General features: G+C 66.0%; 13 protein-coding genes. 7 read left to right on the top strand and 6 right to left on the bottom strand.

Annotation, left to right across the window (positions count from 1 at the left end; all coding sequences use genetic code 11):
- Positions 1-18: 18 nt before the first annotated feature.
- The 4 genes from BAU07_RS22485 to BAU07_RS22470 all read right to left on the bottom strand — a co-directional run bounded on the left by BAU07_RS22485 (position 19) and on the right by BAU07_RS22470 (position 3,359).
- Entirely contained in the window at positions 19-1,050 is a 1,032-nt protein-coding gene (locus BAU07_RS22485; protein ID WP_066662724.1) for a FecR domain-containing protein, read from the bottom strand.
- A gap of 6 nt (positions 1,051-1,056) precedes the next feature.
- Entirely contained in the window at positions 1,057-1,578 is a 522-nt protein-coding gene (locus BAU07_RS22480; protein ID WP_066662723.1) for a sigma-70 family RNA polymerase sigma factor, read from the bottom strand.
- A 359-nt stretch (positions 1,579-1,937) separates the two neighbouring features.
- A complete protein-coding gene (locus tag BAU07_RS22475) occupies positions 1,938-2,618 on the bottom strand; it encodes an HAD family hydrolase (protein WP_066662721.1) in 681 nt (226 codons plus the stop codon).
- Between the two features lie 171 nt (positions 2,619-2,789).
- Entirely contained in the window at positions 2,790-3,359 is a 570-nt protein-coding gene (locus tag BAU07_RS22470; RefSeq protein WP_066662712.1) for a 4-hydroxylaminobenzoate lyase, read from the bottom strand.
- A 556-nt stretch (positions 3,360-3,915) separates the two neighbouring features.
- Here BAU07_RS22470 and BAU07_RS22465 point away from each other — a divergent pair.
- The 3 genes from BAU07_RS22465 (at position 3,916) to BAU07_RS22455 (ending at position 5,217) form a co-directional block, all read left to right on the top strand.
- Positions 3,916-4,179 (top strand): hypothetical protein, encoded by a 264-nt coding sequence (locus BAU07_RS22465; RefSeq protein ID WP_066662707.1) that lies wholly within the window; start codon positions 3,916-3,918, stop codon positions 4,177-4,179.
- Positions 4,180-4,233: 54 nt separating this feature from the next.
- Positions 4,234-4,710 (top strand): YaiI/YqxD family protein, encoded by a 477-nt coding sequence (locus BAU07_RS22460; RefSeq protein WP_066665645.1) that lies wholly within the window; start codon positions 4,234-4,236, stop codon positions 4,708-4,710.
- A gap of 207 nt (positions 4,711-4,917) precedes the next feature.
- On the top strand, positions 4,918-5,217 hold the full coding sequence (locus tag BAU07_RS22455) for a hypothetical protein (protein ID WP_066662705.1): 300 nt from the start codon (positions 4,918-4,920) through the stop codon (positions 5,215-5,217).
- Between the two features lie 40 nt (positions 5,218-5,257).
- Here BAU07_RS22455 and BAU07_RS22450 read toward each other — a convergent pair whose 3' ends face one another.
- Together BAU07_RS22450 and BAU07_RS22445 are read right to left on the bottom strand one after the other, a co-directional pair.
- Entirely contained in the window at positions 5,258-6,439 is a 1,182-nt protein-coding gene (locus BAU07_RS22450) for an NAD(P)/FAD-dependent oxidoreductase (RefSeq protein WP_066662703.1), read from the bottom strand.
- Positions 6,440-6,452: 13 nt separating this feature from the next.
- Complete coding sequence (locus BAU07_RS22445; protein WP_066662701.1) at positions 6,453-8,009, bottom strand: argininosuccinate lyase; 1,557 nt, start codon at positions 8,007-8,009, stop codon at positions 6,453-6,455.
- Positions 8,010-8,190: 181 nt separating this feature from the next.
- Here BAU07_RS22445 and BAU07_RS22440 point away from each other — a divergent pair, with 181 nt between their 5' ends.
- The 4 genes from BAU07_RS22440 to BAU07_RS22425 all read left to right on the top strand — a co-directional run bounded on the left by BAU07_RS22440 (position 8,191) and on the right by BAU07_RS22425 (position 12,429).
- Positions 8,191-8,523: a hypothetical protein gene (locus tag BAU07_RS22440; RefSeq protein WP_066662697.1), complete on the top strand. Its 333-nt coding sequence runs from the start codon at positions 8,191-8,193 to the stop codon at positions 8,521-8,523.
- Positions 8,524-8,912: 389 nt separating this feature from the next.
- Positions 8,913-10,007, top strand: coding sequence for a TRAP transporter substrate-binding protein (locus BAU07_RS22435; RefSeq protein ID WP_066662696.1), 1,095 nt, complete (start codon positions 8,913-8,915; stop codon positions 10,005-10,007).
- Positions 10,008-10,142: 135 nt separating this feature from the next.
- Complete coding sequence (locus BAU07_RS22430) at positions 10,143-10,760, top strand: TRAP transporter small permease subunit (RefSeq protein WP_066662695.1); 618 nt, start codon at positions 10,143-10,145, stop codon at positions 10,758-10,760.
- A gap of 1 nt (position 10,761) precedes the next feature.
- On the top strand, positions 10,762-12,429 hold the full coding sequence (locus BAU07_RS22425; RefSeq protein ID WP_066658850.1) for a TRAP transporter large permease: 1,668 nt from the start codon (positions 10,762-10,764) through the stop codon (positions 12,427-12,429).
- Positions 12,430-12,434 lie beyond the last annotated feature (5 nt).

The raw sequence follows: 12,434 nt of genomic DNA, 5'->3' as shown, positions 1-12,434 counted from the left end.
CTTTTTTTGTAACGGCGGTCAACTGGACGCCGTGTGCGGTGCGGGTACCAGCCGCAGCGCTTTGTGCCGCCAGAGGCGGCTATGGATTTCGATGCGTATGTCCAAGGTCGTGCTGAGCGCAGCCAACACTTTGCCGATGTCGCCGACCGGGAAAGAGCCCGACAGCCGCAAGCCCGCGATGGCGGGATCGCAGGACAGCGGTTCAGGGCTGTAGCGGCCCAATTCCGCGAGGAAGTCGTCCAGGCGCATGCTGCGCGCCACGATGAAGCCGTCCTTCCAGGCAATGGCGGCGTTCTCCAGCGCGCTCGACGCCGTGACCGCGCGCGCGGTATAGCTGGCCCGATAGCCTGCTTGTACATCCCGCGCCTGCGCCGCATTGTGACGGGGCTGGATGCGCACGGCGCCGCGCAATACGTTGACCTCCGTGTCGTCGCGCTGACGGCGCACCGAATACTCGGTTCCCAGCGCGCGGGCCGTACCGTCGCCGGTTTCGACGAGGAAGGGGCGGGAAAGGCCTTGATGGTCGGGCGCGGTCGCGACGAGGATCTCTCCGCTTATGAGCTCGACGCGGCGTTCCGTGTCATCGAAACAGACATCGATTGCGCTATCCGTATTGAGCAGCAGGTGGGAGCCGTCAGGCAGCACCAGCTTGCGTCGCTCGCCGATCGCCGTGCGATAGTCGGACGACCATGTGCGCCATGGCGTGGACGTTGCGATGCTCCAGGCCGTGCCACCGCCGAATAGCAGGATGGCCGCCGTCTTGAGCGCGCGACGGCGGTGTTCGGAGCGGGGCGCAAGCAGCGCAGCCCGGGCGATGGCCGAATTCGCGGGGGACGACAATGATTGCAGCTGTCCGCGGACGGATTCGATGCGGCCCCATGCCCGCTCGTGATCGGGATGCGCGTCCCGCCAGCGAGCCCATTCGGCGACCCGTTCAGGCGATACCGCGTCGTCCTGCAACTCCAGCAGCCACTCCAGGGCCCGTTCGGCGGCGTCCGGGGAAATGGACGCCGCGTCAGGCGTGGCGCGATACCAGGGCGAGGCGGACAAGGGCGGTCATCCCGTAAAGGACAGATCGGCGAAGTAGCAGCGCTGCAAGGCCTTGACGATATAGCGCTTCACCGTCGGAACGGAGATCGCCAGGGCCTCCGCGACCTGCGCGTGTTTCTGCCCGTCGAGCTGTGAAAGCAGAAAGGCTTGCCGGACGATCGGGGGCAGGCCATCCAGCAGGCGATCGAGTTCGAACAGCGTTTCCAGCACGATGGCGCGATCTTCCGGCGACCACGCCGTCTGTTCGGGAACGTGGCGCAGCGCTTCCAGATACGCTTTTTCCAGTTTTTCGCGGCGCCAGTGGTTGGACACCAGGTGCTGCGCCAGGGTAGTCAGGAACGCGCGTGGCTCGTTCAGCGTGGCGGGCATGCGTTCGGTGGCAAGCAGGCGGACGAAGGTGTCGTGCGCCAGATCCGCGGCATGCTCCGCGTTGCCCAGGCGTCGATGCAGCCACCCCTTGAGCCAGGAGTGGTGATCGCTATAAAGCGCTTCGACGGGGGCGGGGAGGAGGCATCCCGGTGTATTCAAGATCCAGCCTTTTGATCGAGCTTTTTGATCCAGCCTTTCGATCGGCCATGATGGCTTCGAGATCGCTACTCGGGCGGCATGCGGTGCATGAATAGTAATCGTTATTATTATCAGGCGCAAGAAAGGAGGCGCTCGAGCGGCTCTCGGAAGGGGGACCGGGGCCAGCGTGTGGCCACGTCCGTCGCCGTATCCTCGTGGTGGACGTCACCGGGACCGCCGCGAGGCCATCATGCGGCACACGCGCTCGGACGCTGGCAGCTCTGCCGGCCTGAGGAGCCGGCCGACTCCGCCGATCTCACCCAACAGGGGCCCTGACGGCGGCGGCGGGCCTCCGGCGCCCATCGCAGTCCTCCATATTCTCAAGTTCTGGAAGACGGAACGCCGAGCAGTGCGGGCAGGTCGGCCATATCCGCAAATACCGCGATGGCGCCGCTGGCGAGCAGGGCGTCGGCCGGACTGTGCGACGGGCCGCCGGGGCTGTAGCCAAGGACGGTGGCGCCGGCCGCCACGCCGGCGGTGACGCCGGTGACGCTATCCTCGATAACGATGCACGCGGCGGGGTCGGTCTCGAGCGCCGCGGCCGCCGCCAGATACACGTCTGGGCTGGGTTTTGAACGCGCCATCTCGTAGCCGCTGAAGGTCCGGCCCTGGAAGAAGGGCATCAGGCCCGCCTTGTCCAGCTGCAGTTCCAGCTTTTGGCGGTCGGCGCCGGACGCGCAGGCGATACGGCCGTTCAAATGGCGGTAAAGGACTTTCACTGCGTCAAGCACGTTGGGAATCGCTTGCACGTGCTTGCGCAGTGCGTCGTTGCGGCGAAGCCAGAATTGCGCCAGCCACTCCGCGCCGATGGCGCGTCCGGAAGCCTGGCTGATCCACGGCAGCTCGTCCTTCATGGTCCTGCCGACGAACCGGCGCAGCACGTCCTCCTGCGACATGGAAAGCCCCAGTTCGTGCAGCATATCGTGCAAGACGCCGGCGGAGATATGCTCGCTGTCGACCAGCACGCCATCGCAATCGAATAACACCGCGTTGAATTTCAAGAGCCACCCGCGAGATAAACAAGGAACGGGCGGGCCGCATCCCGGCGCCGTCGTTTGCCGATCTTACCTGTTTCCCCCTTTGACGCCGTAGGGGCCTGCTCTTGGCCGATGTGGGCTCCGAAAGGCCTGCGGCGCTGGTGGAAGGCGTGAGGGACTGTTTTCCCGCGCGACCTAGCAGGATTGCGATTCCTTCTCCGGATAATGGATGCGGCCGGCGGGCAGGAAGAACAGCGCGATGACGGCGCCTCCCTTGGCTTCGGGATAGTGGCGGCTGCCCGGCGCGGGCGCCGTCCAGCCGGCATGGCACCAGCCGTTGGGACCGGCCAGCGCGGCGCCGTCATCCACCGGGATGACCATGTTGAACTCGCCATATGGATGGCCGTGGAAATCGCCGCGATAGCTGCCGTCGGGACGGTTCTGCGGGTTGCCGGTGCTGTCCATGTAGACGCTGGTGATGCTGAACCAGAAGGTTTCCTCCGAGGGCGGAACGAGCCTGGCCCGGCGGTAGCGCGGTCCGTCGATCTCCACGTCCGCTGCCCAGTTTTCCTGCAGGACGCCGCGCCTGACCAGGTCGGCCACTTCGTCGTAGAACAGGCTGCCTGGCCCATATTCTTTGTTGAGCCAACGCTCGACCGCGGAGCCTGGCGTCATGGATTTCACCTCCGCCAGGAAGGGGCGGCAAAGCGCCAGCAGCTGTTGCTTGCGGGCCTGGGCGGGGACTTCGGTGATGGTGGCGGACATGATCTTCTCCTAGGCCGATACGGTAGGGCAACTGCTGGCGCGTCCGCGGGGCCGTTGTCGACGCGTATCGGCGGAGCCTGATACTGCCGTGGCCCGAACGCGCAGTGTTGCAACCTTGGATTCAGTATAGGAAGGCCCGAGTCCGGGATCATCGGCGCTGGCGCAATTCTGTATTACGGTCCGGAAAAAGTGGCGGAATGCCCCGCGGGGAGGGCATGCACGTCGCGCAATGCATGTGGGAAGGGCAGGATTGACGTGACGCGGCAATGACAGGCCGGGGCCGAGGCATGCCGCGCGGGGCGGGAGACAAGCCGGCGCGCGGGACCTGTGAGGCCGCCGCACCGGCTGGTTGCCGTGGCGTAAAGTCGGGCTTCAGAACATCCAAAGCGCTGCCAGCGGTCGCTCGCAGACAGGGTGCCCGGCGCAGCTCTGCCAGACCGCCACTCTGCGGGGCGAGGCCGGCGTGCTGCGGGCTGGCGACCGGTGCTGGCGTGGTACAAGCATAGGCCCGCGCGCAGTTGCCGCGGGCAAGCCGCTCATCCCCGGAACTCTCCGCATGAAAAAGACCGACCTGGAAAAGAACAAAGCCCTCAAGCTCATGGGCAGGCTCAATGCGGCGACACCGCCCGGACGCTACGCCGGTGCGTCGGCGCCGGATCGCCGCGAACAGCGGCGGCTCGACCAGGCGGCGGGGCTGGTGCCGTTTCCGGTCAAGCTGCGGCAGCCGCTGATCGAGGCGTTGCGCGCCCGGGCCGAGGCCGACGGCGTGGCCGTCAATGAGTTGATCAACACCTTGCTGTCCGCGGCATTGGAAAAGTAGAGCCCTTCATACCGACAGGAGGCGAGCATGAGTACGCAGACAGGCTTCGGTTCCATGCATATCTGGGTCGATGCCGACGCCTGCCCGGCTGTGATCAAGGACATCCTGTACCGCGCGGCGCAGCGCTGGCAACGGCCGCTGACGCTGGTTGCCAACCAGATGCTGCGCACGCCGCCATCGCCCTTGATCCGTGCCGTGCAGGTGCCGCGCGGGTTCGACGTGGCGGACGACTATATCGTGCAGCATGCGAGCCCCGGCGACCTGGTTATCACCGGCGATATTCCGCTGGCCGCGCAAGTGCTCGAGAAAGGCGCGCTGGCCCTCAACCCGCGCGGCGAACGCTATACCGCCGACACCATACGCGAGCGCCTGTCCTTGCGCGACATGATGGAGGACTTGCGCAATGCGGGCGTGGATACGGGCGGTCCGGCCGTGTTCAGCCAGGCGGACCGGCGCGCCTTCGCCAATGCGCTGGATGGACTGATGGCCGCCCGCGCGCGCGCCGCGCCGCCGTCGGCCGCCGGAGCTTGAAAGCCCTGGGACTGCGGATCCGTTGCCGATAGCGCCCTTTGCTGGCGTCGGAATTTCAAGGAACGTATCGCGAGACGTCTTCGTCGCCGCCTCGGCTTGATGCATATGGGCTAGGGCCGATGCATCTTTCAGCGCCGTCCGTGTCGCTGGATACTGGTGTGGCAGCGGACCCTCGCGTCGATGGGTCCGCGTCACCGGAGACGCACGATGAGCGCAGGCACTGCTGTTCGCGGCAACAATCGGCATATCGGGTCCGGCCATCCATGGCCATCGAAGCGCGGGTCGGTCGCCAAGGCGCCCATCCGCGAGCTGCCCATATCGATCGACCCGGATGTCCTGGTTTTTTTCCTTGGCGATCTGGTTGGCCGCAAGTTGCGCGTCGTGCGCGGCCCGATGCCCATGCACGCCGATGCGCGCGACCTCGACCCTGGCCGGGTGACGATCCTGACGGATGGTGAAGGCCGGATCGTCGACATGTGGGTGGATCGCGACGCCGTGCAAGCGTGAAGCATCGCCGCCGCCGGGGCTGCATCCAACGCCTCGCGCGCTACAGGATGCCTTCTTCCGCGTAGGGCATGCCCGCCTCGATGCGCTCGTATCCCAGGCGGGACAGGTCTATCGTCTGGAAGCGGCCGCTGACGATGAGTTCGGCGATGCCGCGGCCGGCGGCCGGCGCGTGCATCATGCCGTGGCCGGAGAATCCCGCCACGGTATACAGATTGGCCAGGCCATTGTTCCATCGGCCAATGACGGGGTTCCCGTCCAGCTCGTTCTGTTCGTACAGGCCCGACCAGGTGCGGTGGCAGCGGGCGGCCTCGAAGACCGGAAAGCGGTGCGCGACCGCAGGCCACACCACCTCTTCGAAGTAATGGTGGTCGACCTCGAAGTTGAAGCCGCGGGTGGCGTCGCTCGCCACCAGCCCGCCGGAAAACCCGGTCCCTTCGGACCGGAAGGCCAGGCGCGCGGTGTCCTTGACATACGGCAGGCGTTCGACCGGGCCGCCCGCCGTGAAGTAGTGTTCGAAGCGGCGCAAGGGCGAGATGGGCAGCTTCATGCCGAACAGGCTGGCGACTTCGCCGCTCCAGGCGCCAGCCGCGTTGACGAAAACCGTCGAGCGCAGCTGGCCGCCGCCGGCCAGCCGCACGGATCGCACCTGGGTCGCGTCCACATCGGCGCCGACGACGCGGTCCTGCACGTACCGCACGCCGAGCTCGATGGCCTTGCGGCGGAAGCCCCATAGCAAGCCGTAAGGGTCGCACCACCCATCCCGCGGCGTATGCGCGCCGGCGCCCAGATCGTCCACATTCATCGACGGAAACCGTTGCTTCAGTTCCATCGGGGTCAGAAGGTCGACGGTGCAGCCGTGCGCCAGTTGCCGGCGCACGTTTCTTTCCAGGTTCGCCGTGTGTTCGCGCGGGACGATGAACAGGTAGCCGCCTTGCACCCAATCGACCGGAGCCGGCTGGTCGCGCGTCGCCATGGTCGCCTCGAACCGGGTAATGAAGTCGATGCCGAACAGCGACATGGCGATGTTTTCCGGGCAGGTGAACTGCACGCGGCAGCCGCCTGATGCCCGCAACGCCGAGGCGAACTCGTAGCTGGGATCGGGTTCGATCACGCACACGGAGAGGCCTGGCGCGGCTTGTTGCAGGAAATATGCCGTGCTGGAGCCGACGATGCCGCCGCCGATGATGGCGACGTCACAGGCAGGCGGGGCGGTGTCTGTCATGGCATCCGGGCGATCAGTGCGCGGGGCTGGCCGAATTCGCGAGCTTGTCGAAGTCCCGGTCCAGCCCGGCCAGGGCTTCGTCGATATGCGCACGCCGGGCCTTGATCCATGCGGCCTGCGCGGCCAGCTTGTCGCGCGCCTGGCCCAGCATGCGCTGCATCTCCGCGGGCTGCGGCCCGCCCACGGTGGCACGGTTCCTGACGATGGCCCGCGGGTCGAGCGTGGCGCGGAACTCGGCCTCGCTCATGGGAAGTTCCTGCGGGTACTTGGTGCCCTTGACGGTTTCCGCATAGATGCGGCGGGCCTCCGCGTATGGAAAGTCGAGCGGCTTGATGTCTTTATCCCTGGCGTAGTCGACGACGCTGGACGCGAAATGATGTCCTTCGCGAAACGGCAGCTTGTACTTGCGCATCAGTACGTCGGCCAGCTCCTGCGAGGCCGTCCAGTCGCTGTTCAGTTCCTCCAGGGCGCGGTCGGGGTTGATGACCAGCGCCTTCAGCACGCGGTCCCACTTCTTCAAGGCCTGGATGGCGCTGTCCACCATCGCCGAGTTCTGCTCCACGTCCTTGGGGTCGCTCATGCCGGGCGTGATGTTGTGCGTCTGGATGACCGGGCCCATCGCCAGCGTCAGGGCGGTCGAGGCATCGCTGCGCGTGGAGTTAAGCAGCCCAGGATTGCGCTTCTGCGGCATGGCGCTGGAGACATAGGTGTTGCCGCCGCCCTCCTGCAGCAGTATCCACGGCCGCGACTGCGCGTACTGCGTCATGATGTCTTCGATGAAATTGCCCGTGTGCAGCGCCACGCTGGTGACGATGGAGGCAACCTCCACGGGCTCGTCCATGGAGGAGATCTGCGAGGCATCGTAGGCGTTGTCGACCAGTTGGCCGAAGCCCAGGTAGTTCGCCATGCGCTGGCGGTCGAGCGGCCAGCTTGTGCCGTTCAATACCGTCGTTCCCATGGGCGAACGGTCGATGCGGGCGTAGGCCTCGCGGATGCGTTGCGCGTCGCGGTCCAGCGCGGCGGCGTGGCCCAGCAGGTAATGGCCATAGCTGTTGGGTTGCGCGGCCACCCCGTTGGTGTAGTTGGGGACGATGGTGTCGACGTGTCGCCCGGCGAGGTCGACCAGCGTGGTCGATGTGGCATTGAGTTGCTGCGCCAGCGCCAGCAGCTTGTCGCGCAGGATGGCCGCGCGATAGGTGGCGTGCATGTCCTGGCTGGAGCGGCCGGCGTGCAGCAGCGTGACGTCCAGGCCGCCGGCCTTGATCAGCAGCGGCTCGAAGGTGATGACCGTGGACGGCCGTTTGGCCCCGGGCTGGTTGCCGTCCTGGATGACCTTCGCGACGGCGGCCGCCAGGCGGGGCGCCATGGCTTTGTCCAGCAGGCCCTGGTCGGTATTGATGACCGCCGTGGCCTTGTTGATCTCCCCCAGCCAGAAGAATTCGTCGCGGGGCGGGGCGGATGCTTCGGGACGCGCGGCGGCCGGTGGCGCGGAGGCGGATTGCGCCAGGACGCCCACGGCGGAACAGGACAGGACGAGCGCAAGGCCGGAGGCGGGAAGCAGATGTCTCATTGGTTTCTCTATTTTTGGAAGGATTCGATTCTATCGGAGCGCGCCCGGCCGCAGGGGGTGAGCTCATCGCCGCGTGGTGTACATTGGCCCCATTCGTCCGGCGCGGCGATTCAGTCGCGTCCCGGGCGGGGCGGCGGGTCGCGCCCCAGGGTCCCGATACCACTTACGGAGCTTGTCCATCATGTCGCACGGCTACCAGGCCATCCAGCAGTTCCTGGAATCGATCGGCCTGCCGTGGACGCCGGGAAAGACCGTCAAGGCCGAGCTGCGCGTCAGCTATCGCATCGGCAATACGCGGCCGCTGGGCATCGATCGCACGACGGTGGAGTTCCACTGTGATGAAGCCAGGGCAAAGGTCTGGGTGCCCGAATTCGCGCGTACCAGTTTCCACCAGTGGTTCGAGATCCCGCACCAGGACTTCGAGTACACACCGGGCGGGTCGATGCTCAAGATCAAGGCCGCCGCGCGCGGCAATGCGCCGCCCTATAGCGTGGGTATCAAGCCGCCCGGCTGATCGGCCCCTTTTTTCACCATCCAGCTGCCCCTCGCCCTTCCCAGGGTGCCGCAGCCCTTCGGGGCTGCCGGCCTCCCGGCGCCAGGCCAGGGTGCCCGGTGCAAGGTTCCAGCGGAAGGCGCCAGGCGCCCAGGTGCCTTGGCCGGTGGCTGGCTGCCTTCGGCCGGGGGGACGGGGTGCCGGTTGGCTCAAACGGTGGGCTCTCCGCCTAATCGTTACCAGTTATTAAGGGTAATCCGCAGGGGCGGGTTTTTCCCAATCATCTTAAGATTGCGACCCAAATGACAGCCGCCTGAACGTCCGGCCTTATGGCTGAGCGTGTGCACCCGCTCTACCCGAGCGGAGCTGCAAAGATGAATCGACCTTCCTACACCCAGGAGACAATCGCAATGCAACGCCGTTCGTTTTTGAAGAAAGCCGCCCTTGGGGCCGCCGGGAGCGCCACGCTCGCCGCGCCGGCCCTGGCCCAGGAGACCCCGACGATCAACTGGCGGCTCGCTTCGAGCTTTCCGCGCAGCGCCGACGCAATCTACAGCGGCGGCGAAGATCTGGCCAAGTACGTCAACGAAGCCACCGGCGGCAAGTTCCAGATCCGCGCGTTTCCCGCGGGGGAAATCGTGCCCGCCTTGCAGGTCCTGGACGGCGTGCAGAACGGCACGGTGGAATGCGGCCATAGCGCTTCCTACTATTATTTCGGCAAGGATCCGGCGCTGAGCTTCGACGCCGCCGTGCCTTTCGGGCTGAACACCCGCCAGATGAATGCCTGGATGCGGCATGGCGACGGCCTGAAGCTGATGCGCGAGCTGTTCAAGACCTACAACATCGTGAACTTTCCCTGCGGCTACACGGGCACCCAGATGGGCGGCTGGTTCCGCAATGAAATCAAGTCGGTGGACGACCTGAAGGGCCTGAAGTTCCGCATGAGCGCGTTTGCCGGCGCCGTGTTGTCCCGCCTGGGCGTCGTGCCCCAGCAGATCGCCGGCGGCGATATCTATCCGGCGCTGGAAAAGGGCACCATCGACGGCGCCGAATGGATCGGCCCGTACGACGACGAGAAGCTCGGCTTCAACAAGGTCGCCAAATACTATTATTTCCCCGGCTGGTGGGAGGGCACCCTGCAGGTGTCGCTGTACGTCAACCAGGACGCTTACAACAAGCTGCCCAAGCAATACCAGGCGGTGCTGTCGCAGGCCGCGGCCGCGGCGACCAACGACATGATCGCCAAGTACGACGCCGAGAACCCGGCCGCCCTGCGGCGCCTGGTCGCCAATGGCGCCCAATTGCGGGCCTTCCCCAAGCCCGTGATGGATGCCTGCTATGCCGAGGCGGTCAAGGTGTACGCGGAAATGAGCGCCAAGAGCCCGATGTTCAAGAAGATCTACGACAACATGGTGGCGTTCCGCGATAACGAAATCCCCTGGTTCCGCGTGGCCGATGGCAGCTATGACGGTTTCATGGGCACGATCGCGCGCGGCAGCAAGTAAAAACACGGCGGGCCGGCAATCCCGGGGCGGTGTGCCGCCCGGGTGGCACGCCGGCCCGTCCACCGCCGACGGCTTCGCCGCCGTCGGCCGGCGTCCCGATGGACGCCGCACGATTCTCCTTTTCCGTCTTTCGATATGAAACCATTACTCGCTTTGTCGCGTCTGATCGACGCGATAAACCTGCGCGTGGGCCGCGCGGTGACCTGGGTGACGCTGCTGGTGGTGCTGGTAAGCGCCGGCAATGCGGTGGTGCGCAAGGTGCTGCATACGAGCTCGAACGCGTGGCTGGAATTGCAGTGGTATATGTTCGGCGCCATGTTCCTGCTGGCCTCGGGCTATACGCTGCTCAAGAACGAACATGTGCGGGTGGACATCCTGTCCTCGCGGCTGCCGCGGCGCAAGCAGATCTGGATCGAGATTTTCGGGGTGGTGTTTTTCCTGCTGCCGGCGTGCCTGCTGATCCTGGTGCTGTCCTGGCCGATGTTCACGGAGTCGTGGGTCACCGACGAGCAGTCGTCGAACTCGGGCGGGCTGGTGCGCTGGCCGGTCAAGCTGCTGATTCCGGTGGGTTTCACGCTGCTGGTGCTGGCGGGGATTTCGCACCTGATCAAGTGCGTGGGGTATTTGCGCGGACAATGCGAGGACCCCCTGCGCCGTGAATCGGCCAAGTCGGCCGAGGAGGAGCTGGCCGAGGAGATCGCACGCGAAGCGCGGGTCCGCGAGGCCGCGCAGCTGGGGCAGGGGGAGCGCTGAGATGGAATTCTTTATCGCCAATCTGGCGCCGATCATGTTCGCCACGCTGGTGGTGTTTCTGCTGGTGGGGTTTCCGGTGGCGTTCGCGCTGGCGGCCATCGGCATCCTGTTCGGGCTGGTGGGCATCGAACTGGGCTTGCTGACCCCGGCGCTGTTCCAGGCGCTGCCGCAACGGATATTCGGCATTATTTCGAACGACACGCTGCTGGCGGTGCCGTTTTTCACGCTGATGGGGCTGGTGCTCGAAAGATCGGGCATGGCCGAGGATTTGCTGGAGACGATCGGGCAACTGTTCGGCACGGTGCGCGGCGGGCTGGCCTTCGCGGTGGTGTTCGTGGGCGCGATGCTGGCGGCCACCACCGGCGTGGTGTCGGCCTCGGTGATCTCCATGGGCCTGATCTCGCTGCCGATCATGCTGCGCTACGGCTATGACCGGCGCCTGGCCAGCGGGGTCATCGCCGCCTCGGGCACCTTGTCGCAGATCATCCCGCCCTCGCTGGTGCTGATCATCCTGGCCGACCAGCTGGGGCGCTCGATCGGCGACATGTACCGCGCGGCCATGGTGCCGGGCTTCGTGCTGGCCGGGCTGTATGTCCTGTACGTGGCGGTGATGTGCGTGATCAAGCCGGCCTCGGCGCCGGCGCTGCCCGAGGAGGCGCGGCGGTTTCGCGAGGACAACGGCACGCGCGGCGGCCGTTCGCTGCTGGTGCTGATGGCGATCTCGGTGGCGGTGGCGTATTTCGCGGGGCAGGCGCTGGAGAACGACACGGCGCCGGCCGACGAGCGCATCGTGGTCAGCCTGCTGCTGTGGGGGCTGACGGCCTTCGTGGTGGCCGGGGCCAACAAGGTGCTGCGCCTGGGGCTGCTGTCGGCGCTGGCCGAGCGGGTCACCTTCGTGATGATTCCGCCGCTGTTCCTGATTTTCCTGGTGCTGGGCACGATCTTCATCGGCGTGGCCACGCCCACCGAGGGCGGGGCGATGGGGGCGGTGGGGGCCATCGCGATGGCGCTGATCCGGCGCCGGCTGACACTGAACCTGCTCAAGCAGGCCATGGACACCACGACCAAGCTGTCGTGCTTCGTGGTGTTCATCCTGGTGGGTTCGACCGTGTTCGGCCTGACCTTTCGCGGGGTCAGCGGCGATCTGTGGGTCGAGCACCTGCTGACCGGGCTGCCGGGCGGGGAGTGGGGTTTCCTGATCGTGGTCAGCGTGCTGACCTTCGTGCTGGCGTTCTTCCTGGACTTCTTCGAGCTGGCCTTCATCATCGTGCCGCTGCTCGGGCCGGTGGCCGACAAGATGGGCATCGACCTGATCTGGTTCGGCGTGATCCTGGCGGTGAACATGCAGACGTCCTTCATGCATCCGCCGTTCGGTTTCGCGCTGTTCTACCTGCGCTCGGTCGCGCCCAAGGACGCGTACCGCGACAAGGTCACGGGGCGCACCATCGCGCCGGTGACCACCGGGCAGATCTACTGGGGTTCGGTGCCGTTCATCATCATCCAGCTGATCATGGTGGCCGCCGTCATGCTGTTCCCCGGCATGGTCATGCACTACAAGGGCGATTTGTCGCAGGTCGATCCGAACACCGTGAAGATCGATGTGCAGGGCGGCTACGGGGATAGCGTCTACGGCGGCGGGGCGGGCGACCCCGGGGCCGACTTCAAGTAAACCGC

Source organism: Bordetella flabilis (assembly GCF_001676725.1).
GTDB classification, from domain to species: domain Bacteria; phylum Pseudomonadota; class Gammaproteobacteria; order Burkholderiales; family Burkholderiaceae_B; genus Bordetella_C; species Bordetella_C flabilis.
The sequence above is the reverse complement of the archived record's forward strand: the minus strand, read 5'-3'. Positions and strand labels throughout refer to the sequence as shown.